A 26,031-nucleotide genomic window follows, 5' to 3' on the forward strand; every position below is an offset into this window, starting at 1 on the left:
AAGAATAATCAACGTAATCAGTGTATCAAAAATCAACGGTCGGTTGGCAAATGCTGCCTTACCGTCCTTCTGTGCACCACCGTTTTTACCTTTTTTGATTTGGATTTTTTGCGTTTGCCGAGCCAGATGATAAAGCCGGTGATTGGCAAGCTTGCACAAATCAAACTGGCCAAAAAAGCAATGGTCTTACCGGGAAGGCCTAAGATTTGCCCTACGTGAACATCATAGTTCATGTTATTCATTTTCATGCCGGCACTTTTTTGTTCATGCGCGGTACGGTTCAATAATTTGCCGGTGTATTTATCGAAAGAATAGCTATCACTTTTATAGTAGTGCAGGGCCTGTGCGTATGCGGTTACGCCTATGGCACCGGCTTTAGCAGCATCGTCATAAATTAAAAACATTTCGGCATTTGGCGAGGCGGCTTTGGCTGATAAATATGCTTTGTTGATAACCTGGGTGGTATCCATTTTACCATTCAACAACGAATCGGACTTGAAAACTACCTTTTCTTCGGGATGCGCTTTGCCCAAATTAGCGGCTGTGTAAATAGCTTCACGCATCCAGTCAAATGATATTGACAGACCTGTTATGGCCAATATGATGGCCACGCTGGTGGCATAAAAGCCCAAAACGTTATGCAAGTCGTAATTAACACGGCGCCAGCGGCCACCCCACTTAATAGTGAAGCTGCGTTTACGGTCGCTTTTACGTTTGGGCCACCAGAGTATTATGCCGGTGATCATCAGCACCACAAAAATTATCACCGATATGCCTACTACCAGGGTGCCGATATTAGCCGGGAGCAACAGGTATAGGTGAATATATTCAACAATAATAAAAAAGTTTGAAGCGGGGCTTTCGGTATGGGTGATCTTACCTGTATAAGGATTCAGATATACAAAAAGGAGGCCCTCTTTCTTGTCCGTTACCAACACCCCCGCAGGGCGACCGATACCGTAATAGTAAACATAACTGGCCGTAGCGCCTTTACGGCCTTTCAGTGCTTCGGCTTTAAGTATTGATGGTGCTATGTAGGGTTTAGCTTGTACCTCAACCTTACGGTAACTGTGTATCGCATCCTGGATCTCGTCCTGAAAGCAAAAGATACAGCCGGTTATACTTACTATAAATACCACCAGCCCGGATATAAATCCAAGCCAGCGATGTATAAACAACAGTGTTTTTTTAAAAGGTGTCATTCATTAAAATTTGTAACCGATACTTAAACGTACGTTTGTTGGTGCTTCTGCCTGCCAGCTGTAAACAGTTTTGCCGTCGGTGCTCAACCCCTCATGACCGCCTGAATAAAGGTATTTGTTAAGCACGTTATTTACATTTAACGCAAAACTCATCTTCTTGATCTGGTAGGATGCGCCTGCATCTAAACGGAAGTAGTTTGGCAGATCAGAAGTGCCTGTGCCGAGGCTCCATGGCAGGCGGTCAAGCTGCCACTGATATCCGGTTGAAAAGCCCAAACCTTTTAAGCTGCCGTGCTGTAAACGGTATGTTAACCAGGCATTGGTAACATGTTTTGCAAAGCCGGGAACAGGATTGCCAACATTTGCAGGGTCGGTATCTTTAGAAATCTTCGAATCGGTATAAGCATAGTTAACCATCAGGCTGAGGCCGGTTATGATTTCGCCGCGGGCATCAAATTCAACACCTTTTGTTTTAGTTTGACCTAATTGCAAAACGTAATTTGCTGCAGATTCACCATGTTTGTCGGGGTCGGTTACCAACTGGTTGTTTTTAAGGATCTGGTAAGCAGATAAGGTAGTATTCCACTTTCCATCAAACCAGTCGCGTTTTAAACCAAGCTCCATGTTGTTGCCTGTAATAGGCTTAACTTTTTGGCCGCCGTATATTTTACCTGTTTGCGGCACAAATGATTGATCATATACCGCATAAGCAGTTGTAGTAGGATCAATGTTAACACTTAACCCAAAACGGGGCGTAAATTTATGCCCTTTGGTATCGCCGGCATAAGGATCGGTTGTAGTGGCATGGGTGTAACGACCAGCTACAGTTAAACGCAATTTCTGATCAAAAAAGCCCAACTCATCCTGTACATAAATTGATTGATATTTTTCGGTATTTACAGCGTTTTTACCACGTTCGCTAAGTGGCACCGATCTATCAAACACAGGTAAAGTAACAGGGCCATTATTTGGATTGTGGATATTGAAAGGGTTTGCGGGATCAGGATCAAGTGAGCCTGATTGAAAATAATCCGGAATATAGTACTTGTCGCCAATATCAAGGCCGCTTAACAGGCGGTGAACAACTTTGCCTGTATTAAATTCGCCGTTTAAAAAAGCCTGGGCAAATTTGTTTTTGTTAACAGCATCCCATAAACCAAGGTTACGGTCAACATCGCCGTTGCTGCTGATGCTGTTTATCCAATAGCTATATGCCGTTTGCTTATAATAAAAATAAGCACCCTGCGCGGTAACTTTCCACTTGCTGTTAAAGGTATGCTCATAAGTTAAAAACGCACTTTGGTCCCGGATGCCCGATGATGGCGAATTTGAAGGCGCGTTAGTAAAGTTGCGCGGCAGTGTTGCATAGCCATCAGTGGAGAACAGGTAGGCGGTACCAAAGGCATTCATGCGCTGGTACTGGTAGGTATACTCGGCAGTGAGGGTATTTTTGCTGTCGAATTTGTAGCGTAATACGGGAGCGATAGCCGTACGGTTGGTAAAATCATACGGGCGCCATGATTTTGAAAGCTGGCCCATCAGGTTGAGGCGGTATTGCAGTTTACCGTTTTTAGTAAGTACGCCGTCAAAATCGGCAGTGGCACGGTAGCTGTTAAAACTGCCTGCAGTAAAACTGAATACCTGGCTGGTAGTGCCGGTAGGCTTTTTGGTAACTACGTTATAAAAACCCGAGGGGTTGCCGTTGGCCAGCATGAATGCAGCAGGGCCTTTTACAAATTCAATCCTGTCAACAAATGACATATCCTCGGTTAGCGGGCCCCAGGTAGCTTCGATGTTCATACCGTTGCGGAAAGGTGCAAGCCTGTCGCCACGGGCATTTACACGGGCATAATTGCCCCAATGCTCCTGCATGGTTAAGCCGCTCACATTGCGCGATACGCCTTCGAGCATGTTAAAGATCTGCTGGTCCTTGATCTGGTCGGAAGATACCACCTGGATATTTTGTGCCACTTCAAGTAAAGGCTCGTTTAACCTCAGGCTGGGTGAGGGGTCGTCGATCTTATATTTTTGTTTCCTGCCCGAAATTAAGACCTCACCAATTTGGTTGGCGTTTTCGCGCAGCATAAAGTTTACGGTAACGCGTTGTCCATCGGCCAGTTCAACTGCTTTTTCTTCAGAAGCCAGGCCCACAAACGTTACTTTAATGGTGTAGCTGCCCGGTTTTACCTTGTTAAAGGTAAACCTTCCGCTTTCGCTGGTAACCGTGCCTGCGGATATGCCATTACCTTTAAGGCTTACGGTTACACCGGGAACGGTTTGGCCATCGGCAGTCGTGATTGTGCCGGTTATGGTGCCGGGTTTTACCTCGGCCAGCGCGGGTATGTTGAAGAGCAGCAAAACCGCACATAATAAAAGAGGAGGAAGCTTACAGAAAGAGTGTATGGATTTGGACATTTTATTCAGGATTAACAGGAATGATAGGGTTGTTAACTTAAAGCAGGAACTGTAATACACTCCTGCTTTTTATTTAATGGCTGTTTTAAAATTTATAGGTTGCGCTTAATGCAAAACTTCTTAGTTTTTGAGGGTTAATGGTGGTGTAACCTATCCAGTATTTTTCATTGGTAAGGTTGTCAAGCTTAGCGCCAAACCGGTATTTATTAGTATCATAAAATGCTGATGCTCCTAATACGGTGTAAGCCGGCAGGGTAAATACCCCAATGGCCCGGCTGTTTACGATCTTATTATCGCTGGCATAGTTGCCGCCGAAACCCAGACCAAAACCTTTCACTGCACCTTGATGAAATTTGTAGCTTATCCAAAAATTTGCCAGATATGGCGATGAGGCGGTTGCTGGCCGAAGACCTTCAACGCCTGCATCGGCGCTTTTGGTAAGCTTTGAATCATTATATGAAAAACCTGCTACGATGTTAAGGCCAATTATTGGGTTGGCTATTACTTCGGCTTCAAAACCTTTGCTGTATTGGGTTCCGTCCTGTACCGAAAGAATGGGATTTATGGTGGAAGGACGTACGATATTTTTCACTTTGATATCATAGTAACTTACCGTGCCGCTCAATTTACCATCGAAGAGATCAAGTTTTACGCCACCTTCAATTTGATTGGCTTGCTCAGGCTTAAGCGGTTGGTTGTTTTCGGTAGTACCGGTTTTGTTGTTAAAGCTGTTTTGATAATTGGCAAACAGCGATATGTGGTCTTTAACGGGTTGGTAAACCAAACCAAATTTTGGCGAAAAGGCGGTTTGCTTATATGCCCCGGATGTGGTTTGAGTTGTTGGGTCATAGTTGCCTTTGTTGTCAAACCTGTCTACGCGTAAACCTGCCGATGCTATCAGTTGATCCGTAATATTAAACACATCAGAGATATAAGCGCTGTAGGTATTCCGTTTAAACATGGAAGGGTAGGTAAAACCATAAATGCCGGTAGCATAAAGGGCGTCCATAGCCGCTTTGTTGAAATTGCGGTAGTTTTGATTGCCGGTTACAGATATAGTATCGAGCGTACTGCCAAAAAAATATTGCTGCGAGTTTTCCCTGAAGAAGTCCAGGCCGCCTACAAACCGGTTACGGAATTTACCTATTTTGAAGTCGCCGTTAAAGTTTTGCTGGATCTCGATCATGTCATCTTTACTTTTGCGGGTTGACTGATCGTTACGGGAAATAGAATCGCCTGGCAACAGGTAGTAGTAAGGGCCAAAGCCGTTCGAATAGCTATGGGTGAGGCTCAGGTTGGTACGTGTTGTCCAGGCGTTGGAGATCTTGTATTTTACTTCGCCATAAAAATTCCTGTTTTGTGACGTTTGAGTCAGGTCATTTCCATGATAGCTTTGTTTGTAGTCGAGCTTGAGCTGATCGGCACGACTGTAGCCCAGGGCATCAATGGTTTGTCCGTAAGGGAAAAAGAAAATAGATTTTCCGATATTGGTGCCATATGACAATTCAGCATCGGCACTAATGGTTAACCTGTCGGAAGCCTTATAAACAATGCTTGGGTCAATAACCACATTCCGCGAAAAGCCGTTGTTTTGGAAACTACCGTCATGATTAAAAGCAGTATTTAAACGGAAGAGTATCTTTTTATCTTTATCGAGCGGGGTGTTAATATCGGCGCTGCCCCGGTAAAAACCAAAATTGCCGCCAGATAAGCTTACTTCTCCGCCAAATGTATCATAAGGTTTCTTGGTAACACGGTTGATCAGGCCGCCATATGAGGTTAAAGAACTTCCGAATAAAGTAGCAGAGGGGCCTTTAATAATCTCAATCCTGTCGATGTTAGCCGCGTCAATGCCATTAGTTATAATCCCTGCAATGCCGTTACGCATGGTACTTTGTACAATAAAGCCCCTGCTATTATAATAAGCGCCGCCATCGCCGCCACGACCGGTAGCTTCCCACATTTTTTGGATCCCAGGGGCATTTTTTATAGCATCATCAACAGAAAATATCAATTGTTCCTGCATCAATTGGCTGCTTATGGTATTATAAACTTGTGGGTTTTCGAGGTTGCTTAAAGGCATTTTGGCAACATCCTCGCTTCGTGAACGTTTAAATTTATTGGTTTTATTAGCATTTATATTTACTTCCTGCAAACCATGAATAGTATGATCAACAGTAATAACAGGCAACACAGTTGTTTGCCCGGCTGTTACGGTTACTGGTTTTTCCTGTCCTTTTGTGCCAACTTCAGATACTACAAGTGTATAATCTCCTTGCGGGGCTTTAATTTCAAATAAGCCGTTTTCATCGGTTATGGTACCGTACCTGGTGCCTTTAAGTACTGCCGAAACGTTTTCGGCAGGCCCATTTTTTATGGTGACAATTTTACCTTTAAGGATGCCTCTGGCTTGCTGGGCAAGGGCCGGGATGGTGCCTATAAGTAGCACTATAAATGAAAGTGAAAAGATTTTTGAGAATGATGGTTTGGGTTGATCCATTTTATTTAGACTAAATATAAATAATAGCGCAAAAGTAGTCAGGCAGGTGTTATAATGCAAATTATTTATAATAAATCTAAATAGTACACTTAATGTGCCTGTTGTTCAGATGCTTGCGGATATAAGAATGGAAAATTGCTAATCCGGTAAGGGATTGTCAAAGCAATACCACCGAAATTATTCAGAAAAAGAGTAGTTAAATTTAAGAATCATGTAAACGGGTTCCTTCTATGATCCTGAAGGCTGTCATCATCTAATGAAGACTTGCGAAGTCCCCGAAACTTCGTGAGTCTGGTAGATAGATAAGCAATTACTAAATATCCATCACTTCCTTTTTCTTTTTGCTTTTCATCCGCTTTGGTACAAATTCCAGGATTTCAGCTTTTAGTGCTTCAATCATGCGGCGTTTTAAAAAGTTGCGCTGTATCACAATGCTTACCTCACGGGCAGGTTCGGGTGATTTAAAATAGCGCACCTTGTCCAGTTGCTTTTCGGTAAGCTCAGACAGAGCCAACTCGGGGAGGATGGTAGCCCCGTTATTTTGGTCGACCATGCGTTTTAGGGTTTCAACGCTGCCGGTATTGTATTCAAAATGCTGAAAGCCACGGGTTGATTTCCGTCGCTGGCAAATATTTAAAACCTGCTCGCGCATACAATGGCCTTCGTTCAGGATCCAGATCTCCTCCATATCTATATCATCCGGCACAATATTTTTCTTTTTAGAAAGTTTGCTGTTTTTGGATACATAGGCTACAAAATTTTCATAAAATACAGGGATTTCGGTAAGGTTGTTTTCATGAAGCGGGGTAGAAAGGATGCCGCAGTCAAGCATACCAAGTTTTAGCTGTTGAATGATCTCTTCGGTAGTTTGTTCCCATACAATCAGTTTTACCTGCGGATATTTTTCAATAAAGCCATGGATGATTTTGGGTAATATGTAGGGTGAAACGGTAGGGATAATGCCTACCCGTAATTCGCCCGATAGTTCCTTTTGCCTGTCGGATATAATTTCCTTGATCTTTTCGCTCTCAGACAGCATTACACGTGCCTGGGTAATTATTTCAATCCCTATTTCGGTAGGCACAACGGGTTGTTTGCTTCGGTCAAAGATCTTAACGCCAAGCGTATCCTCCAGTTTTTGTACCTGCATACTTAATGTTGGTTGGGTAACAAAACATTTTTCGGCTGCCAAAACAAAGCTGCGATAAGTATCAACAGCCACAATATACTCCAGTTGTGTGATAGTCATGTAATATAGATAAATGCTATGTAAAGGTAATAAATATTGATTTTATCTATTCAAATATTTCGCAAGGCTGGATTATAAATGCAACTAATATGAAATCAAAAAAGATGTTAAATACCCACATTTCTAATAAACTAAAGTCCCGTAAACGGGCACTTAAATATTGTAAAACAGCTTGCCAGTCCTTCTGTTAAAATAAATTTTGCAGCCAGATTTTTGGATATTGTTATTTGTTCCGCAGTTCGGTATCTCTGCCAATAATTTCTCTTAAAACAAAACCATTAAATCCTTACTTTAGGATATATGCTTCCTTTATTAATTGCCGAACAAATTCGCGAGGGCGATGCTTATACTATCGCTAATGAACCTGTTGCTTCTATTGATTTGATGGAACGTGCCTCAAAAGCTTTTGTGGGTTGGTTCGTTAACCGTTTCCCCGATAAAAACGAGCCGATAACTTTTTACTGTGGTACAGGGAATAATGGCGGCGACGGGCTTGCCATTGCGCGTATTTTATGTGATCATCATTATAATAGGCTCAACGTTGTAATAGCCCGGTTTTCTGATAAGGCATCGGAGGATTTTAACATCAATTTTGAAAGGCTAAAACAAACTTGCGTATCTATAAAAGAACTTGCCAAAGATGAAGAGATCCCGGCGGATAGCAGCCCGGTAATTATTGACGCCCTGCTTGGCAGCGGCTTGAACAAACCGCTCACCGGCAATTATGAACGGCTGGTTAAGTTCATTAATGATTTGGGCCGAACAGTTGTTGCTGTTGATGTACCCACAGGTTTTTTTTCGGAAGGGGAGGTAGCCAGGGATACCATTGCAATAAAAGCCGACCTTGTAATTACTTTTCAGCAGCCTAAAATCAATTTCCTGTTACCGGAATCGGCACCTTATATCAATTGCTGGGAGGCCGTGAATATTGGCATTAATGAAAAATTTATCCAGTCGTTAAATTCACCGTACCAGCTTGTTGAAGAAAAGGACGTGAGACAAATACTAAAACCACGTCATCGTTTCAGCAATAAAGGCACATTTGGTCATGTGCTGATTATTGCAGGGCAGGCAAAAACCATGGGAGCGGCGCTATTAAGTTCATCAGCTGCAGCACACGCAGGGGCCGGCCTGACAACCGCCTGCATCCCCGAAAGTGGTTTAACCGCATTAAACAGTTATCAGCCCGAGATTATGGCCATAGTCAGGAACGGTGATAAACTGCCTGATATTGAATGGGATAAATTTAGTTCGATAGCTGTGGGACCTGGTTTAGGCAAAGATGCTGAGGCTTTAACATTATTAAAAGCAATCATCAAAAACTATAAACAACCGTTGGTTATTGATGCCGACGCGTTAAACCTGATTGCAGAAAATAAGACATTATTAACTCAGCTACCCGCGGGAAGCATCTTAACCCCGCACATGAAAGAGTTTGACAGGCTTTTTGGCGAACATACCAGTTGGTGGCAGCGGCTGCAAACCGCTATAAAAAAGGCAAAGGAGTTAAACTTGTGTGTCCTGCTGAAAAATGATTACACCATCGTCGCTACACCCAATGGCAAAGCTTATTTTAACTCATCAGGAAATGCTGCTATGGCAAGCGGAGGTATGGGCGATGTACTTACCGGCGTAATAGCTGCGTTGCTTGGGCAAAAGTATCCGCCGGATCAGGCTTGCATCATTGGTGCCTACATTCACGGTAAGGCCGGCGATGAACTCGCATTGCCAAACCGGATGCATGTTGTTTTACCCGGTAAGCTCATTACGCAATTGCCTGTTACTATGGCAAAGTTAAGGGCATAAAAAAACGGCTGCAAGTATCATACAGCCGTTTTAATTAACTATTAACTGATCTTATAAAGAACTAAATACTCAAATCCGGGAGTTAGGTTTATCAGGTTCACTGGTTCTCGTTTATGTCCTAACTAATCATAAGACGTTTGCACGTTCCTATTAGTTACAAAAAAACTAATAATTGGTTTTGGTTTTCGTTAAAAAAATGTTAAATTATTAAACCAGTGTAGTTTAGGTTTACACAAAATACAAGTAATTAACGTATAAAAATCGAAAAGCTTACATTTTTTCGGATTTATTCCCGAAAAATGTAAGCTTTTAATCATTATTGAGCCTTGGGAGGCCTTTTTCGCTTTAAAATTTGCCCATTACCACCATTTGTGATAGTGTAGGACTTGGACTACCACCTCTTGGCTCAAGCGTTACCGCGAAGGCATCGGCCGAGGCTATGGCTTTCATATTTTTGAATCCGCTTGAATCTGCCGTGGCGTCAAATACACCCAGATCAACAGGTTTACCGCCTACCAGTGCCCAAAGCTGGTATTGATGAGCCTGGTCATTTGCAGGCAATTTAAGGCCTTCCAGGTCAATCACCACTTTTTGTTTGGATGGGCTAAAGGCTACGGTCATCACCGACTCAGGCGATTTTTTAGTTCCTTTCAGGCGGATCAATTTATATGAGGTATCTCTTAAAAGGCTCAGCTCGTTGTCCTTTGCGCTAACGGTAGTGCTAAAATGCTGGTTTTGCAACTGCATAGCATTTAGACGGGTATTGGTATCATTAAGGCGGTTGTAAAGATTATACAAAGCCACCGCGCTTGCTAACAATAAAACAAGGCATGCGGCAAATGCATATTTATAAAAATTAATTTCTTTTTGTTTGTCGGGTGGCCGTGTAGTCACAACTTTTTCCCGTTCGGTATGGGTTTGTGTAGGAAAGTCATTATCGTCGCCAAAATTAGTAAGTAAGCTTCCTAATATACGGCTGCGTAAATGTTCAGATGGTTCAATCGCGTTTTCTCCGGCATACAGTTCCATTGAGCGTTCAATTTCGTTAAGCTCAGCCCTAATACCGGGATGCTTTGAAGCCAGTTCTTCAACCTGTAGCTTTTCGGCAGGGGTAACATCCCCCAATACGTAAAGCTCCAGTATCCCTGTTTCAATATATGCTTTTAAATCTTCCACTTCAATTAAAATGTTTTCTGAGTTCCTGGATACCCATTCTTAACCGGGTTTTAACGGTACCCAACGGAATGCCCAATTCTTCGGCAGCTTCCACATGGGTATAGCCTTTAAAATAAACCAGCTCGATGATCAGTTTTTGCTCGGGTTTTAGTGTTTGCACTAAATTTTTAACACCCATTAACTCAGGTTTATAAACCGTGTTTCTCTGCTCGTCAATGAAAGTTACGTTATTTTCAATATCCTGGTTTTTATTCTGATTCTTAAAATCTTTCGATCTGGTCTTATCTATTGCAAGGTTGCGCGCGATATTAACCATCCAGGTAAATAAACGGCCTTTTTCAATATTGTAGCTTGAAAAGGAATGCCAGATTTTTACAAAAGTTTCCTGTAAAACATCTTCGGCTATAGTGGTGTCATTTATAATGCGTGATATTACCCCGAATAAGGAGGCCGAATACATATCATATAAAGCTTCGACGGCAATTTTTTCCCGGTGCCGCAATGATAACACCAGTTCTTCTTCCGACATCGATATTTTTCGTTTCTTACTCAACCCGATGAAGATATAAAGGAATTATCACATTTCAAACAAGTGTTTTTCTGCATGGTAAGATGAGCGCACCAGCGGCCCGCTTTCAACATACCTGAACCCTTTTTGAAGGCCAAATTCCTTATAACGTGCAAATTGATCGGGATGGATCCAGTCAATCACCGGATGATGGTTACGTGTAGGCTGTAAATACTGCCCCAGCGTAAGTATATGAACACCTGCAGCCAGCAAATCATCCATTGCTTCTAAAACATCCTCCTCGGTTTCGCCCAAGCCAAGCATAATGCCTGATTTTGTACGCAAGCCTGCTTCCGAAATATGTTTCAGGGCTTCAAGACTGCGGTCATATTTTGCCTGGATCCGCACCTCTTTGGTAAGGCGCCTTACAGTTTCCAGGTTGTGTGATACAACTTCGGGCCTGGTTTCCAAAACGCGGGCAAGGTTATCCCAGTTGCCTTTAAAATCGGGCAGCAGGGTTTCTAAAGTAGTATCGGGGCTTTCACGGCGAATGGCATTGATGGTTTCGGCCCAGATAATGGAACCGCCGTCTTTCAAATCATCACGATCGACGGACGTAATAACGCAATGTTTTACCTGCATTAGTTTTACAGAAGTTGCTACGCGGTTTGGCTCATCAACATCAACAGCTAAAGGCCTGCCGGTTGCAACGGCACAAAACGAGCACGAACGGGTGCAAATATTACCAAGGATCATGAAAGTGGCCGTGCCGGCACCCCAGCACTCTCCCATATTAGGGCAGTTACCGCTTTCGCATATGGTATGCAGTTTATGAGTATCAACAAGGCTGCGTACGTGAGCATATTCTTTTCCTGTAGGAAGCTTAACCCTAAGCCAATCAGGCTTACGTACAGGCTGGCTAACAGCAGGAACTACCGGCAATTCAATCATGGTACAAATGTAGTTAAATATTTAGTTGATGGGGAATGGTTCATAGTTCATAGTAGCAGCAAATGACTGCAAAATGATCATCAGCATTTGCAGCAACGTAATTAATACTAAAAATACTTTATGAACCCATGAACCATGAACTATGATCCATGAACAAAATCTAAATCAGCACTTCTAAAGTTTCGTCAACGGAGATGCCGCTGTGAGACTGGTCAAGAATGCATTCACCATTTTTAATGAGTAACAGTTGGGGCGATTCGTGGTGTACCTGGAACAATTGCGCTACCTGGTTTGACAGGTCGCGGTATTTGATCAGGTCTAAAAAGTAAAGGGGCATATTTTCGGGAAGATTATCCCAGTCAAGCTCAAAACGCCTTTTGGCCATCATGCTGATGGAGCAGCGTGTGCTATGTTTAAATATAAGGCTATAGCCTTCTTGTTGTTTGATCGCCATTAGCTGATCGGCCGTCTCCAACGAAATCCAGTTCATATTATTAATAGTTAAAATGCTATAACGTAATTATAACACAAAAACTGTGTAGTGTGTTTAAACAGGTTTAAAAATGACAATTAACTGTTAACGGCCTGTTTTAGGATATGAACCGTAAGCCGGGCATAATTTATTTGAGCAGGATGATGCTGTTGCAACTGCCGCGGCTATAAGTGCTATATAAACTAATTTTTTCATATTGAGCTAAAATTAATTGCTTTAACGGATTTTAACTGTTTAATGTTTCAGCAAGGGCTGCCATTTTAATGGCCGTGATGGCCGCTTCGTCGCCTTTATTACCATGTTTACCGCCGGCCCTGTCAATGGCCTGTTGCTGATTATCAGTAGTTAAAACACCAAATATAACAGGTTTTGAGTATTTTACGGCAACATTACTTACTCCGTTTGCTACCGCGTTGCAAATAAAATCAAAATGCCTTGTTTCGCCCTGTATTACACATCCCAGGCAAATTACAGCATCAAGGTTGCCTTTTTTTAATAACAGCTCTGCTCCCGATGTAAGTTCAAAGCTGCCCGGTACCTGGTATGAAAAAATGTTTTCGGCCAGTGCGCCATTGCTTATCAGGCTTTTGTATGCACCCTGGTAAAGCGCATTAGTAATTTCGGCATTCCATTCGGCCACAACTATACCGAAGCGGTACGGTGCTGCTGATGGTATTTCGGTATTCGAAAAGTCGGAAAGGTTTTTAAGATGGGTAGCCATTTGATTTCGGATTTGGGAATTTCGAAGGTTCGATTTCGGATTTGTTAAGCCTTGTGATCGACGATCAAAATCTGCTTATAAAAAAAATCGATTCCGAATTTAAAGGTATTTAAAACCTGATAAATCCGAAATCGAAATTCTCAAATCCGATATTAAAATTATTGTTTTGCTTCGGCGCGGGCTATATACTCGTCGATATTTTGAGCCTCAGCGCTTTCAGGATATTCGGTTTTTATTCTTTTATAAGCTTCAGCAGCTTCTTTATTGTTTTTTTGAGCCTCATAAGTTAAACCTAACTTCTTAAGGTAAAGCGGCGATAAAAATTTATTCTTTGCTTTATCAGCAGCTTTGCTGAAATAAGTTTCTGCTTTTTCGTAATCTTTCAGTTCAACATAAGCGTCGCCTGTGCTGCCAAAAGCCTCGGCTGCTACCATGTTATCGTCGCCGCGGTAATTGGTTAGGTTATCAATTGCTTTGCGGTAGTCACCTTTATTTAAATAAGCTGTACCTAAGTAAAAATAAGCAAGGTTAGCAGCTTTGGTATTGCTGTAATCGCTGATGATCTTTTCAAAACCAGGGAAACCGGCATCGCCTTTAATGGCTTTGTCCCAGTTTTTTTGCTGCCAAAAATCCTGCGCTTTGTACATTTGGTTAGCGGCAGTAACTTCACGTGGACCTAAGTATAATTTAATGTAAATGAAATAAATAGCAATAAGGGCAATAATAGCCCCTACAATAAATAGTAAGCTTTTCTGGTTCTCGCGTACAAATTTGCCACTCTGACCAAAATTGTTTTCTGGTGCTGCAATTTTGGTGTTCGCCTGGGTTTTTGACATTGTTGTTCTAAAATTAAGTTTGCAAAAATACGGTTTTCAAATTTACTGGCAATACCTTTTGTATTAAATCTTTAAAGAGAGTGGTTCATGGTTAATAGTTCATGGTTCATAGCCGCTGGTAGCTTCTTTACACGTTAAAAAGGATGTTAATGCTTAATAGATTTAAAGATTACTATGAACTATTAACCATGAACCATGAACAACTCAAAAAAACGTAACTTTGCCATCCCATGCACCTGCAACAGCTGTCAGTTATTAACTTTAAAAATTACGATGAAGCCGAACTGGTTTTCAGCGAGGGGGTTAACGCTTTTACAGGTAATAATGGCGCCGGCAAAACCAATTTGCTTGATGCTATTCATTACCTGTCGTTATGTAAAAGCTATTTTAACCCGATAGACAGCCAGCAGATTAAACAGGGTACCGATTTTTTTATCATCACCGGCATCTTTAATAAAAACAATCAGCCCGAAGCTGTTGCCTGTTCTGTAAAGCGTAATCAAAAGAAACAGTTTAAGCGCAATAAAAAAGATTATCAGCGCCTGGCTGATCATATCGGACTGTTACCGCTGGTAATGATATCACCAAATGATACCAGTATCATAACCGAAGGTAGCGAAGAGCGCCGAAAGTTTATCGATAATGTGATATCGCAAACAGATAATCATTATCTGGATGAACTGATTGTTTATAATAAAATTCTTACCAATCGTAACGCGCTTTTAAAGCAGGTAGCGGATACAGGGCGATATGATGCCGGCTTGTTTGAAGTGATTGATGAGCAACTGAACGCTTCGGGCAATCGAATTTTTGAAAGGCGCCGTGCCTTTATGGAGGGTTTTGTTACTATATTTAATAAGCATTACAGTTTTTTGAGCGATAATGCCGAGCATGTTGACCTCGTGTATGAATCGCAACTGCTTGCCGATGATTTAAATAATTTATTAAAAAAGAGTTTTGACCGTGACAGGGCGTTGGAGCGTACCACGGCGGGCATTCACAAAGATGATCTGCAATTCAATATCCATGGTATGGCCATGAAAAAGTTTGGGTCGCAGGGACAGCAAAAGTCATTTTTAATTGCCCTTAAACTTGCTCAATATACTTTTTTATACCAGCAAAAAGGATTTAAACCCCTGCTTTTGCTTGATGATATTTTTGACAAACTTGATGATGGCCGGGTTACCAAATTAATGCAAATGGTATCCAACAACGATTTTGGCCAGGTTTTTATAACCGATACAGGGGTTGAACGTGTTGGAAGCGTTTTTAATAAAATAGGGGTACCTGTTAAACTATTTAAAGTAAAGGGAGGAGCGATTGATGCGTAAAACCAACGACAAAACACTTAAGGAAGCTATTGAGCAAATGCTTAATGTGTATAAGATCAAGCGGCGTTTTGACGAAACCGGTGTAATTACTGCCTGGCCCGACCTGGTAGGCAAATCAGTAGCCAATCGCACCAAAGAGTTATTTGTGCGCGATAAGAAATTATTCCTGCGGATAGAATCGTCAGTAATAAAAAATGAATTGATGCTGATGCGCAGCCAGATAATTGAAAAGATAAATAACGAAGCTAAAAGTGTGCTTGTTGAGGAAATTATCTTCCTCTAAGCATGCGTAAGCTGTTATGCTTTAATTTGATATCATCCGTAAGCTTTGAATAAGCAAGAATGAACAGACCGGGAATGATAAGCGCGAGCTGGGCTTCGGGGTGTGTTCTGTAAAGCATTAGTGATCCAATAACCAACATTACCAATATAAGTACGTAAAATATGTATTTGAATAATGGTTTCATGTTTTGTGATATTATTGGTTGATTAAAATATGTAATATTGTTTAGGTGAATATTGTAAAGTTACAAAAGATGTAACCATAATTACAAAAAAAACGTAAAAATTTCGGGCGTAACTTTTAGTTTACGTAATTACACCCGAAATAAGTTACTTAAAACCTTTCAAAAGCCGAGAAAAAGAAGCTTCCTTCAATGTCGGCATTCTCGTCAGAGTCTGAGCCATGAACGGCATTTTCACCAATTGATCTTGCATACAGGTTACGGATGGTACCTTCAGCGGCATCGGCCGGGTTAGTGGCCCCGATCAGTTTACGGAATTCGGCAATAGCGTTGTCTTTTTCAAGAATAGCTGCTACAATAGGGCCCGATGACATAAATTCAACCAATCCATTATAAAAAGGACGTTCTTTGTGCACTTCATAAAACTGGCCCGCTTTTTCGGCAGATAATTTAGTGTATTTAAGCGCCACGATTTTAAAGCCGTTTTTGGTAATAATGTCTAAAATAGCACCGATATGCCCGTCTGCAACGGCATCAGGCTTTATCATGGTAAATGTTCTGTTGTTTTTCATTGAAATAATTGTTTCTTTTTTGGGTTATTAATAGATTAAATGCCTTTGTTACGTTAGTTTTAAAATATAAGCTTACTGATGCTTATGATAACATTTAAAATTTGCGGCAAAAATAGGCTTTTGTTACTGTAAGATAAAGCTTTTTGAATTAAATTAGATGGTTTGTATTTCATTTATTTATTTAGCTTTGCAACTCTTTTTTAAGAATTGATGTTAGATTTAGCTTCGCTTACTGACCTTTTAACGAAACCTCAAAAAATAGTGATCACTACCCATCATAAACCTGATGGTGATGCTATGGGTTCGTCATTAGGCTTATATAATTATTTGATACAGCAGGGCCATCATGCCAGGGTTATTGCCCCTACAGATTATCCTGACTTTTTAAGCTGGCTGCCGGGTAACGAGAATGTTATTATTTATACCGAGCACCGCGAAGAAGCTGCCGCCCTGATAGCAGATGCGAAACTTATATTTTGCCTCGACTTTAATGCGCTGAGTCGTATCAATGACATGGGCGAGCTGGTTGGCGAGAGTAATGCCTATAAGATCATGGTCGATCATCACCTGGAGCCTGCCGATTTTGACGATTACAGGCACTGGGATATCAATGCCTGTGCTACTGCGCAGTTGGTATATGATTTTATAGTAAACGAGCTTCACCACAAAGAACTTGTAAATAAGGATGTGGCAACCTGCCTTTATACAGGTATTATGACCGATTCGGCTTCATTCAGGCTTCCCAACACTACATCCGGAGTTCATCGCATAGTTGCCGATTTGATAGATGCCGGTGCGGTTAACTGGCGCATTCATGAGTTGGTGTATAATAGCGCATCTGAAAACAGGCTGCGCTTTTTAGGCCATTGCCTGGCTAATTGCCTGGAGGTGTTGCCCGAATTTAATACAGCTATAATTGCAGTTAACAAACATGACCTGGAACGTTTTGATGTTGAAACAGGCGACACAGAAGGTGTGGTAAATTATGCATTATCGATGGCAAGCATCCGTTTGGCTGCTTTCATAGTTGAACGAAGCGACAGGGTAAAACTTTCATTACGCTCAAAAGGCGAGTTCCCGGCCAACGAGATTTGCAAAAAATACTTTAATGGCGGCGGTCACCGCAATGCGGCCGGTGGTCATTCTGAGGATAGCCTTGAACAGGTTATACAACAATTTAAACAAATTTTACCCGAATATAAAAAACTATTAATACAGTAAAAAAGTAATGATGAAAAGAAAACTGATGTTTCTGTCACTTGCGGCTATTGGATTTGCAAGTTGCAACGGTGGGTTTAAGCAAGGCGAAGGTGGCTTGCTTTATAATATCCACACCTCAAAAGGCAATCCTAAAGTTAAGGAAGGTGACTTTATGACACTGAACATGATCCTCAAAACCGATAAGGATTCAATTATCAATAACTCTTATGATAACGGCCAGCCTATACCAACGCTGATGCCTAAACCTCAAACCAAAGGTGATATTGTTTCTGGCTTAGCATTATTGGGCGAAGGTGATAGCGCCACCTTTAAAATTGCTGCTGATTCGGTATTTAAAGGCGGTCAGCAACGCCCGCCGGGCTTTAAAGGTAAATACCTGGTTTATACTATTAAAATTGAAAAGGTAGTTGCTAAAGGCGCACTTACCGAGCAAGTTTTCCGCGATCGCGTTACCCAATACATGAAAGGTCAAACCGACGCCCTTAAAGGTAAAGAGCCTGCTAAGATCCAGGGTTACCTGGATGCACATAAAGACCTGAAATTTGTAAAAACTGCATCAGGCTTAAATTATGCAGTTACTACACCAGGCAGTGGTGCTAACGTAGCAGTAGGTGATACAGCAGTAATTAATTATACTTTGAGGCTTGTTACTGGCAAAGTTTTGGAAACAAGTGTTAAAGCGGTAGCTGTAAAAGAAAAGATGCAGATCAACCCAATGAACCCTTATCAACCTATTCGCATTCCGGTAGGTGAAGGTAAAGTGATCAAAGGCTGGGACGAAGCTTTTCAATTGTTTAATAAAGGGACTAAAGCGATGTTGGTTATTCCATCATCATTAGGTTATGGCGATCAGGGAAGCCAGCAAATGCAGCCTTATACGCCGCTTGTATTTGAAGTTGAGCTGGTAAATATCATCCACCCAAATCCAAATGCACCAAAACCGGTTGCACCGCAAATGCAAATGCCAACCCCGACGACTAAATAGTTATCATGTTTTACAAAGCCTTTCCTGCTTAAAACAGGAAAGGCTTTTTTATTTATAACTTATGAAAAAACATATTTTTTCTTTTTTATTGCCGGCGCTTTCCGCGCTTGCTTTAAATGCAGGTGCGCAAACGGTTGGTTTGCAGAAAACCGCTAAAGGCGCGCTTTACCAGATCTATACTGCTAACCCGGGCAACAAAGCTAAGATCAACGATGTGCTTACTTTTAACTTTATCCAGAAAACCGATAAAGATTCAGTACTGTTCAGTAGTTATAAGGCAGGGCATCCCGTACAAGCCCAGGTGCAGGCCTCGCAAAATGTAGGCGACCTGATGGAAATATTCCCGCTGCTTGCAGCAAAAGACAGTGCCCTGGTTAAAATTCCAACCGATTCGGTATTTGTTGGTCATGAAGAAGCCCGTCCGCCATTTTTACCTAAAGGCAGCTTTCTTACTTTTATTTTAAAGATAGAGAAGGTTCAATCGTTAAATGATGCCATTGCCGAAAGGAATGCAGGCCTTGAAAAACTAAAACAAGCTGAAACAGCCGACAGAGAAAGCTATATTACGGCACATGGTCTTAAACCTGTTACTACAGCTTCAGGCTTAAAATACGTGATAACCAGCCCAACAACCAAAAGAAAGCCACTTAACGGCGATACCGTGCTGGTAAATTATACCGGAAAGTTGCTTAACGGTAAACTGTTTGATACCAGTATTGAAGCTAACGCCAAAGCGGCGGGTATACAACAACCAGGTCGTCCGTATGAGCCTATAAGCGTTGTTTTAGGCGAGCACAGGGTAATATCAGGTTGGGATGAAGGTTTGCTTTTATTAAATGAAGGTTCAAAAGCAACATTTATCATTCCTTCAAATCTTGCCTACGGCGAACGTCCTTACGGATCCGAAATCCCCGGATACAGCACATTGGTATTCGATATCGAACTGGTAAAAGTAAAACCAGGCAAACATGCCGCGGTTACCCCGAAACCGGCTGCTGGTAAAGCTCCACTAAAAAAAGCCGGCACAAAGAAACCGGCCGCTAAAAAGAACTGATAGAAGAAACCTCTCGCCAAAAGCGGGAGGTTTTTTGTTGGTAGTCGTCAGGTAATTAATTGAAGTATCGATACTTTACCGCTATAAATTCGTTATTAAGTATTCAAGGTTTATTTTTGCAGCATGGTTTTAACCGACACGCACACCCATCAATACTACGAAACCATTCCTGAAAAACGCGCCGCGTTAATGCAGCGTTGTATCGATAATAACATTACCCGTTTATTTTTACCCAATGTTGATGCGGCTTCCGTTCCGTTGGTTTATGGTTTGGCGAAGGAGTATCCTCAATATTGCTACCCGATGCTGGGCTTACACCCTTGTGATGTAAAGGAGAATTGGGAAGAAGAACTTTCGGCCATCATGAATGCCCATCAGCAAAATAAGATCTATGCCATCGGCGAGATAGGTATTGACCTGTATTGGGATAAAACGCATTTAAAGGAACAGGTAGATGCGTTTGTAAAACAGATCAACTGGGCCAAAAGCCTTGATCTGGCCATTGTGATCCACTGTCGCGATGCATTTGATGAGGTATATGAGGTGCTGAAGCAGGAAGCGGATGAAAAGTTACGGGGTATTTTTCATTGTTTTGGAGGTACTGTTGAGCAAGCCCAAAAAGTGATCGACCTTAATTTTTACCTGGGCATAGGTGGGGTAGTTACCTACAAAAACTCGGGGCTTGATAAAGTAATACCGGAAATTGACCTTAAACATATCGTTTTAGAAACAGATTCTCCGTACCTTACGCCTGTTCCGTTCAGGGGTAAACCTAACGAAAGCTCGTACCTGGTATATATAGCCCAAAAGGTAGCAGAGCTTCACCAAACAAGCCTTGAAAAAGTGGCAGAGGTCACTACCGAAAATTCCAGGCTTGTATTCGGAATTTAAAATTGTTTAATATTTATATACAGCATAAACTTAATTAATGAGCCAAATTTTGATCATCTATACTGGAGGGACAATAGGTATGATGAGTGATCCGGTTACAAAGGTGCTCAAGCCTATCAACTTTGAGCAGATAATGGATAACGTGCCCGAGCTTGAAAAGCTTAACTGCCGTATCAAAGTACACTCGTTTGATGAGATCATTGATTCATCAAACATGAACCCTGAAATCTGGAGCGAGCTGGCCGGTTTGATCCAGTCAAACTATCATGATAATGATGGTTTTGTGATTTTGCACGGCTCGGATACGATGGCATATACCGCGTCGGCATTAAGTTTTATGTTAGAAAACTTAGGCAAGCCCATTATTTTCACAGGCTCGCAATTGCCGATAAGCGCCATCCGTACTGATGCAAAGGAAAACCTGATGACGGCTATTGAAATAGCTAAAGCTAAAAAGAATGACCGCGCCCGCGTGCCCGAGGTTTGTATCTATTTTGACTATAAACTGTTCCGTGGTAACAGGGCTTTTAAATATAATTCATCAAAGTTTGAGGCTTTCCGCTCGCCAAACTATCCTATATTGGCCGAATCGGGCGTTCATTTACGCTTTAGTGCGAACGATATCAGGCTGCCTGAAGACGAAAGCTCGTTAATTGTACACAATAACCTGGTGAATGATGTGGGCGTATTGAAGTTATACCCGGGCATAAGCCCTAAAGTGGTTGAGAACATTTTAAGCGCCGATGTGCGGGGTATAGTAATGGAAACCTTTGGGGCCGGTAATACCACAACCGACAGTTGGTTTATTGATTTGCTTAAAAACGCTATCGACAGCGGTAAGGTAATCCTTGATATTTCGCAATGTAAGGTAGGTACGGTTGAACTCGGCCGTTACGAAACCAGCAAACACCTCAAAGATATCGGCGTAGCCAACGGCTATGACATGACTTTTGAATCGGCTGTTACCAAAATGATGTACCTGCTGGGCCAAAGCGATGATCCCTTGCAGGTAAAAGAATGGCTGGAAACGGATTTGAGAGGCGAGATTACGGTATCGTAAATTCATCGATTACTGTTGTACTGAATATGAAAATTTGACAGATTTTAACGCGAGGCCTTTGAAGACTTACGAAGTTTTTGAAACTTCGTAAGTCTGGATTGGTTAATAAGGATGTTCATGTAAGATTTAAAATATCCTTCTATTAATAAGCTTCATAAAACTATCTTTAAATTTTTCGCTTACAGGGATGTGTTTATCCGCAATATAAATATGGTTGTCCTGAATTTTTACCAGTTGTTTGGTATTTACAATATAAGAGTTGTGTACCCGCACAAAGGGGGCCGAAAGCTGCTCTTCAATATCCTTGAGCCTGCGGTAAATTAATAGCTGTTCCTGGCTGGTAACAAGCCGTACATATTCCTTTTCGCCTTCAAAGTATAAGATCTCGTCCAGTAGGATCCTGCGTAACACCTTGCCCGATTTTATAAAGAAATAGCCCTCATTAACCGGGGTTTGTTGCATCACCGGTTCGGACTTGCCAAAATACGCTTCAATCTTTTGCATGGCTGCCAGGAAGCGTTTCAGTGTGATTGGTTTCAGCAGATAATCAATAGTTTGATAGGTATAGCTTTCGGCAGCATATTCTGAATAGGCAGTAGTAAACACAATTTTGGTTTGCGGTGGAAGCAAGCCTGCCAGCTCCATGCCCGTTAATTGCGGCATGTTGATATCCAAGAAAATAAAATCAACCTTATTGGTTTTTAAAAAAGCCAGTGCCTCAAGCGCGTTATAACATTTGGCTTTAAGCTGCCACTGCGTACTTTGCTGCACCAGGATCTCCAGCAGGTTAACCGCGTTAGGTTCGTCATCAATTATGATACAGCTTAAATTCATGCTATCGGGATCTTTAAAAACGCGGCAAAGGTGTTGTTACTTTTATCAATTTTCAGGTCAAAATTTGAACCGTACAGCATGGTTAGCCTTTTGGTTAAGTTGACAATGCCGAAACCGGCAGCGCGTTTGCTTGCTACTTCGGTATGGATAGCATTGTTGGTTTTAAAAAAGAGATAATCACCCTGCTGAACCAAAGATATACCAATAAGGTTTTGTTCGCTCGATTTGTCGATGCCGTGCTTAAAAATATTCTCTACAAAAGTCATGAGCAGCATAGGCGGGATGCGCAGATCCGAATTGAAATTCTTTTCAAAAAAAACAACCACCTCATGCCTGATCCTGATTTTTTCTAATGCGATATAGTTTTCAATAAACTGTACTTCGGTGCCGATGGCTACATCATCCTTGGGGCTTTCATCAACAAAATAGCGCATAATGTCCGAAAGCCGCTCAATTAATGCCGCGGTACGGGGAGCCTCACGGTAAGCTTCGTAATAAATATTATTAAGTGTATTGAACAAAAAGTGCGGTTGCACTTGTGATTTAAGCAGGTTTAGTTCGGCCTGGCTTTTTTGAATCATAATCTCTTCCGTTTGCTGCTTCAGCTTAAAATAAGCTATTGCTATGCGAAAGATCAGGCTCATAATGAAAATGAGCACTCCGCCCGAAACGTAATTAATGATGGCTTTTTGACTGATATGCTCTGGTGTTTTTGCAAAAAAGGTATTATAAATAAGCAGGGTTGAATAACCCCGGAGCACACCCGTTGCCACTAAAAAAATGATGACAAGTAATACATACCAAATATATTTTTCTTTTTGGTAAAATACAGGATACAGGAAGAGGATGTTACCATATATGATAGCTGCGTAAAACGTAGTGTTAACAATGGTATAAACAGCCGATTGGCCTGCTCCATCCATCGGCAGATAAGAAAAAAACAGTAACAGCGACACCGCTAACCATATCAAGAGCTGGAGTTGTGTAATGGAAGGGCGGGTTTTAAATAGTTGCATTTTTAAAATTACTAAGCTTTTTGTTTGTGGATGCCGGTTTTAAATAGTTGCCGGCATTTATTCAATAAATGGCACTAAATGTTCAATAAGTTGGTCTTCAGGTATATTATTGAATAAATACAGTAGTAGGCTAAAAAGAACGCGGCAATGGTTTAACCGGTTTCATCGGATGGTTGATAAAAGGCAGTTTTGAATTGTTAACAGAAATGCATCCTTATCAAACCATCAAATTATCATGAAAACCGAACAATTAGCCGAAAAATTAGTAGCCGTAAGCCTTAGCTTGTTGCTGCTGCTATCGCATACGCCTAAAGTATTTGCTCAAACTGATACCATCCGTGTAAAAGACAAACGCCTGCTTACATCGGCGCTTAAACCCGGGTTAAAGCAATACCTTGTGTATTTTCAAAATACAAAGGACAACCGGAGCCTGAAATTTTGGCTTTGGCTGCGTGATATAAACCTCGAAACCCGTAACGGTGAAAAGGTATTTACTATAACCCAACACTGGTATGGCAGCGATAGCTTATCATACCGTTCCATTTATTCCGTTAATAAAGTACCTGATTTCGCGCCGATTTATCATTCAGAAACCATCGGCAAAAAAACAAAGGCCTTTAACTGGGCTGCCGATAAAGTAATAAGTGCCGACACCGTTGCCAATAACGAGGCTAAGAATTTTAAGCTTGATTTTACCTTCGCCAACTTTAATTGGAATTTAGACATTGAAACCTTTGAGATGTTACCGCTTGCCGAAGGCAAAAGTTTTGCTATCCCCTTTTATGAGGCCGGGATCCCTGCACCGCTTTATGTTTTATACAAAGTAACAGGCAGCGAGTTAATTACTACATTGGATGGTAACAAAGTTGATTGCTGGAAGCTATATAACGAAAGCGATTACAATGGCCGCCATTTTACCGAGACCTACTGGATCAGTAAAAAAAATCATGAGTTTTTAAAAGAGGAGGATTCTTTTGGAGGGGGTTATCGCTACAAAATAAAAATGATGGGTGCCGCGACTAACCTGCTGCCGAGGTTTGCGAAGTAAAATACATTAAAAGAATATACCAATCCTCTGAAAACAGCCGGGGCTATGATACTAAAATCATAGCCCCGGCCTTTGGTATAAGCAGTTAATAGTTTTACTGATTCAACCCAAATGCTTCCCAGCCCGATGCGGTAGCCCGGTTACAGGTCATGGCCTGTGTTCCGTTTTCGCTGGAAATGAATTTGCCGTTGTTGCCGCGTAACGTTATTTTTCCGTCGGTGGTAACTATCCAGTCAAATTTTTCCCAGTCGCTTGGCGTGGTGCGGTTACAGGTGATGGCTTGTGTGCCGTTTTCTGATGATACATATTTACCCATGCTGCGCAGGTAGATTTTGCCGTTGCCTGCGTCAAGAACAGTGAAATGTTCCCAGTCGCCGGCAGTGGTGCGGGTGCAGGTCATAGCCTGCGTGCCGTTTTCGCCGCTTACATATTTGCCGTTGAAGCCTTTAAGCGATATTACTGTACCTATTGGAGGAGTTGGCGGAGGATTGGTAGTACCGCCGGTAATAATAGTGTTCATGGCCGAAAGCAGGGAGTTGGCACCTGAAGCGTCGCCGCCCAAATCCCAGATCATCATGCCCCCTGCCTGGTTAAGTGCCAAGGTGGTTTTGCTTTTAATGGTTGGGATGCCATTATAGCCAAAAGTTTGAAAGGTATCTGAGTTGGGGCTACCGCCTATAGATAAAACATCAACATAGTTCATGGTCGAATAATCGTACCGGTTATCTCTTGCATAAAATGGAACGCCCAGTATGGTTTTGGCAACCGGTAAGCCACGGCCGGCCCAGTAGCTTAAGCAATCAACTGCCGATTGGTAGGTAGAGTGCTGGAAGTTGTTGTCGTCATAATCCATGATGTTGATCCAATCAAGGATAGAGAACATATTGCTGGTAACGTAAGTAGCCCCAACCGAGATGGAGGCGATGGTACATAACCTGCCGCTGTTATGCATGGCAGTTGATAGTTCCTGCAGTAATAAATAAAAGTTATTGGTTTCGGTACCTGCCGATGGGAACTCCCAGTCGATATCCACGCCATCAACATTGTACTGGTTACAAAAGTTAACCATATTATTAACAAAAGTGGTACGGTAACCGGCATTGGCTACAATAGGATGGAAGGCATCTCCGCCGCCACCACCGCCAACAGATATCATTACTTTAACATTATGACTGTGCGCATTTGATACCAGGGTGGTGAACTTTGAAAGGTTATCGAGCGGGTTTAGCCCCCCGGTGTTGTTGGGGGTAAGAAAAGCGTAATTAATATGGGTTAGTTTGCTGTATTGTACCGTATTCACATCGCCCTGCCAGCTGGGCAGGTAGCCTATTACTTTAAATGAGGCAATAGGTACGGCATTGTTAACAGTAACCAGCTTGCTGCTATTATCGGTGTTTGAATCGCTGCCGGTTTTAAACTGGTTCATGTTATCCTTTTTACAGGATGATAGCACTGCGAGCGCAGCCAGGATCAGGCCAAGGAGGTAAGAGTTAAGTTTCGATCTCATAAGTTAATTTGTTAAATGGTTTTAGATGTATTATTTGGTTTATAAATAAGCCGGGCAATAAAACACAAACCTGTTAACCAAATTCATGATACTTATGAATATCATATACTAATACCAAGAAAGGCGCGTTAATAGGTATAATAGATGTTTGTATTGGTAAAATTATATAAACATCTTATTATAAATACCTT

At 41.8% G+C, this 26,031-nt stretch carries 24 protein-coding genes; 9 read left to right on the forward strand and 15 right to left on the reverse strand.

Going from position 1 to position 26,031, the window contains the following annotated elements; genetic code table 11:
* Positions 1-32: 32 nt before the first annotated feature.
* From IEX80_RS22705 to IEX80_RS22720, 4 genes are all read right to left on the reverse strand, one after another.
* Positions 33-1,202: a PepSY-associated TM helix domain-containing protein gene (locus IEX80_RS22705; protein ID WP_091172776.1), complete on the reverse strand. Its 1,170-nt coding sequence runs from the start codon at positions 1,200-1,202 to the stop codon at positions 33-35.
* A 3-nt stretch (positions 1,203-1,205) separates the two neighbouring features.
* Positions 1,206-3,617 carry a TonB-dependent receptor gene (locus tag IEX80_RS22710; protein WP_091172774.1) on the reverse strand — a complete coding sequence of 804 codons (2,412 nt, stop codon included), beginning with the start codon at positions 3,615-3,617 and terminating at the stop codon, positions 1,206-1,208.
* A gap of 85 nt (positions 3,618-3,702) precedes the next feature.
* A complete protein-coding gene (locus tag IEX80_RS22715) occupies positions 3,703-6,117 on the reverse strand; it encodes a TonB-dependent receptor (protein WP_188834245.1) in 2,415 nt (804 codons plus the stop codon).
* A 313-nt stretch (positions 6,118-6,430) separates the two neighbouring features.
* A complete protein-coding gene (locus IEX80_RS22720; RefSeq protein ID WP_090531001.1) occupies positions 6,431-7,366 on the reverse strand; it encodes a hydrogen peroxide-inducible genes activator in 936 nt (311 codons plus the stop codon).
* A gap of 300 nt (positions 7,367-7,666) precedes the next feature.
* Between IEX80_RS22720 and IEX80_RS22725 the strand changes: the two genes are divergently transcribed.
* A complete protein-coding gene (locus IEX80_RS22725; protein WP_188834246.1) occupies positions 7,667-9,172 on the forward strand; it encodes an NAD(P)H-hydrate dehydratase in 1,506 nt (501 codons plus the stop codon).
* A 345-nt stretch (positions 9,173-9,517) separates the two neighbouring features.
* Here IEX80_RS22725 and IEX80_RS22730 read toward each other — a convergent pair whose 3' ends face one another.
* From IEX80_RS22730 to IEX80_RS22755, 6 genes are all read right to left on the reverse strand, one after another.
* Positions 9,518-10,348, reverse strand: coding sequence for an anti-sigma factor (locus IEX80_RS22730; protein ID WP_188834247.1), 831 nt, complete (start codon positions 10,346-10,348; stop codon positions 9,518-9,520).
* A gap of 1 nt (position 10,349) precedes the next feature.
* Positions 10,350-10,877 (reverse strand): RNA polymerase sigma factor, encoded by a 528-nt coding sequence (locus IEX80_RS22735; protein ID WP_308421705.1) that lies wholly within the window; start codon positions 10,875-10,877, stop codon positions 10,350-10,352.
* Positions 10,878-10,925: 48 nt separating this feature from the next.
* Positions 10,926-11,807 (reverse strand): lipoyl synthase, encoded by an 882-nt coding sequence (gene lipA / locus IEX80_RS22740; RefSeq protein WP_090530990.1) that lies wholly within the window; start codon positions 11,805-11,807, stop codon positions 10,926-10,928.
* Between the two features lie 160 nt (positions 11,808-11,967).
* Positions 11,968-12,297, reverse strand: a complete 330-nt coding sequence (gene ytxJ / locus IEX80_RS22745) for a bacillithiol system redox-active protein YtxJ (RefSeq protein ID WP_090530987.1) — start codon at positions 12,295-12,297, stop codon at positions 11,968-11,970.
* A gap of 229 nt (positions 12,298-12,526) precedes the next feature.
* The gene (ribH, locus tag IEX80_RS22750; protein WP_176625556.1) at positions 12,527-13,021 is read right to left on the reverse strand and encodes a 6,7-dimethyl-8-ribityllumazine synthase; all 495 of its coding nucleotides are present in this window, start codon (positions 13,019-13,021) and stop codon (positions 12,527-12,529) included.
* A 158-nt stretch (positions 13,022-13,179) separates the two neighbouring features.
* Positions 13,180-13,857, reverse strand: coding sequence for a tetratricopeptide repeat protein (locus IEX80_RS22755; protein ID WP_090530982.1), 678 nt, complete (start codon positions 13,855-13,857; stop codon positions 13,180-13,182).
* Positions 13,858-14,087: 230 nt separating this feature from the next.
* Here IEX80_RS22755 and recF point away from each other — a divergent pair, with 230 nt between their 5' ends.
* Positions 14,088-15,188, forward strand: coding sequence for a DNA replication/repair protein RecF (gene recF, locus IEX80_RS22760; RefSeq protein ID WP_090530979.1), 1,101 nt, complete (start codon positions 14,088-14,090; stop codon positions 15,186-15,188).
* Positions 15,181-15,471 carry a DciA family protein gene (locus IEX80_RS22765; RefSeq protein ID WP_090530976.1) on the forward strand — a complete coding sequence of 97 codons (291 nt, stop codon included), beginning with the start codon at positions 15,181-15,183 and terminating at the stop codon, positions 15,469-15,471. Before recF ends, IEX80_RS22765 begins: the two co-directional genes overlap by 8 nt.
* On the opposite strand, the gene IEX80_RS22770 is transcribed toward IEX80_RS22765, so the two are convergent.
* Positions 15,458-15,655: a hypothetical protein gene (locus tag IEX80_RS22770; RefSeq protein ID WP_090530973.1), complete on the reverse strand. Its 198-nt coding sequence runs from the start codon at positions 15,653-15,655 to the stop codon at positions 15,458-15,460. The genes IEX80_RS22765 and IEX80_RS22770 overlap by 14 nt on opposite strands.
* 149 nt (positions 15,656-15,804) lie before the next feature.
* Positions 15,805-16,224: a nucleoside-diphosphate kinase gene (locus tag IEX80_RS22775; protein ID WP_188834249.1), complete on the reverse strand. Its 420-nt coding sequence runs from the start codon at positions 16,222-16,224 to the stop codon at positions 15,805-15,807.
* Between the two features lie 210 nt (positions 16,225-16,434).
* Here IEX80_RS22775 and IEX80_RS22780 point away from each other — a divergent pair, with 210 nt between their 5' ends.
* The 5 genes from IEX80_RS22780 (at position 16,435) to IEX80_RS22800 (ending at position 21,435) form a co-directional block, all read left to right on the forward strand.
* Positions 16,435-17,445, forward strand: a complete 1,011-nt coding sequence (locus IEX80_RS22780; RefSeq protein WP_188834250.1) for a DHH family phosphoesterase — start codon at positions 16,435-16,437, stop codon at positions 17,443-17,445.
* A 7-nt stretch (positions 17,446-17,452) separates the two neighbouring features.
* The gene (locus IEX80_RS22785) at positions 17,453-18,430 is read left to right on the forward strand and encodes an FKBP-type peptidyl-prolyl cis-trans isomerase (RefSeq protein ID WP_090530965.1); all 978 of its coding nucleotides are present in this window, start codon (positions 17,453-17,455) and stop codon (positions 18,428-18,430) included.
* A gap of 61 nt (positions 18,431-18,491) precedes the next feature.
* Positions 18,492-19,484: an FKBP-type peptidyl-prolyl cis-trans isomerase gene (locus IEX80_RS22790; RefSeq protein ID WP_188834251.1), complete on the forward strand. Its 993-nt coding sequence runs from the start codon at positions 18,492-18,494 to the stop codon at positions 19,482-19,484.
* Positions 19,485-19,607: 123 nt separating this feature from the next.
* Entirely contained in the window at positions 19,608-20,375 is a 768-nt protein-coding gene (locus IEX80_RS22795) for a TatD family hydrolase (RefSeq protein WP_188834252.1), read from the forward strand.
* A 37-nt stretch (positions 20,376-20,412) separates the two neighbouring features.
* A complete protein-coding gene (locus tag IEX80_RS22800; RefSeq protein WP_090530955.1) occupies positions 20,413-21,435 on the forward strand; it encodes an asparaginase in 1,023 nt (340 codons plus the stop codon).
* A 126-nt stretch (positions 21,436-21,561) separates the two neighbouring features.
* Here the strand turns inward: IEX80_RS22800 and IEX80_RS22805 are convergent, their stop codons facing one another.
* Positions 21,562-22,269 carry a LytR/AlgR family response regulator transcription factor gene (locus IEX80_RS22805; protein ID WP_090530952.1) on the reverse strand — a complete coding sequence of 236 codons (708 nt, stop codon included), beginning with the start codon at positions 22,267-22,269 and terminating at the stop codon, positions 21,562-21,564.
* Positions 22,266-23,285, reverse strand: a complete 1,020-nt coding sequence (locus tag IEX80_RS22810; RefSeq protein WP_176625546.1) for a sensor histidine kinase — start codon at positions 23,283-23,285, stop codon at positions 22,266-22,268. The genes IEX80_RS22805 and IEX80_RS22810 overlap by 4 nt, the downstream gene beginning before the upstream one ends.
* A gap of 235 nt (positions 23,286-23,520) precedes the next feature.
* Between IEX80_RS22810 and IEX80_RS22815 the strand changes: the two genes are divergently transcribed.
* The gene (locus tag IEX80_RS22815; protein WP_176625544.1) at positions 23,521-24,333 is read left to right on the forward strand and encodes a DUF3108 domain-containing protein; all 813 of its coding nucleotides are present in this window, start codon (positions 23,521-23,523) and stop codon (positions 24,331-24,333) included.
* A 94-nt stretch (positions 24,334-24,427) separates the two neighbouring features.
* On the opposite strand, the gene IEX80_RS22820 is transcribed toward IEX80_RS22815, so the two are convergent.
* Entirely contained in the window at positions 24,428-25,840 is a 1,413-nt protein-coding gene (locus IEX80_RS22820) for a glycosyl hydrolase family 18 protein (RefSeq protein WP_188834253.1), read from the reverse strand.
* Positions 25,841-26,031 lie beyond the last annotated feature (191 nt).

It is taken from the genome of Mucilaginibacter rubeus (assembly GCF_014643835.1).
GTDB lineage: Bacteria > Bacteroidota > Bacteroidia > Sphingobacteriales > Sphingobacteriaceae > Mucilaginibacter > Mucilaginibacter rubeus.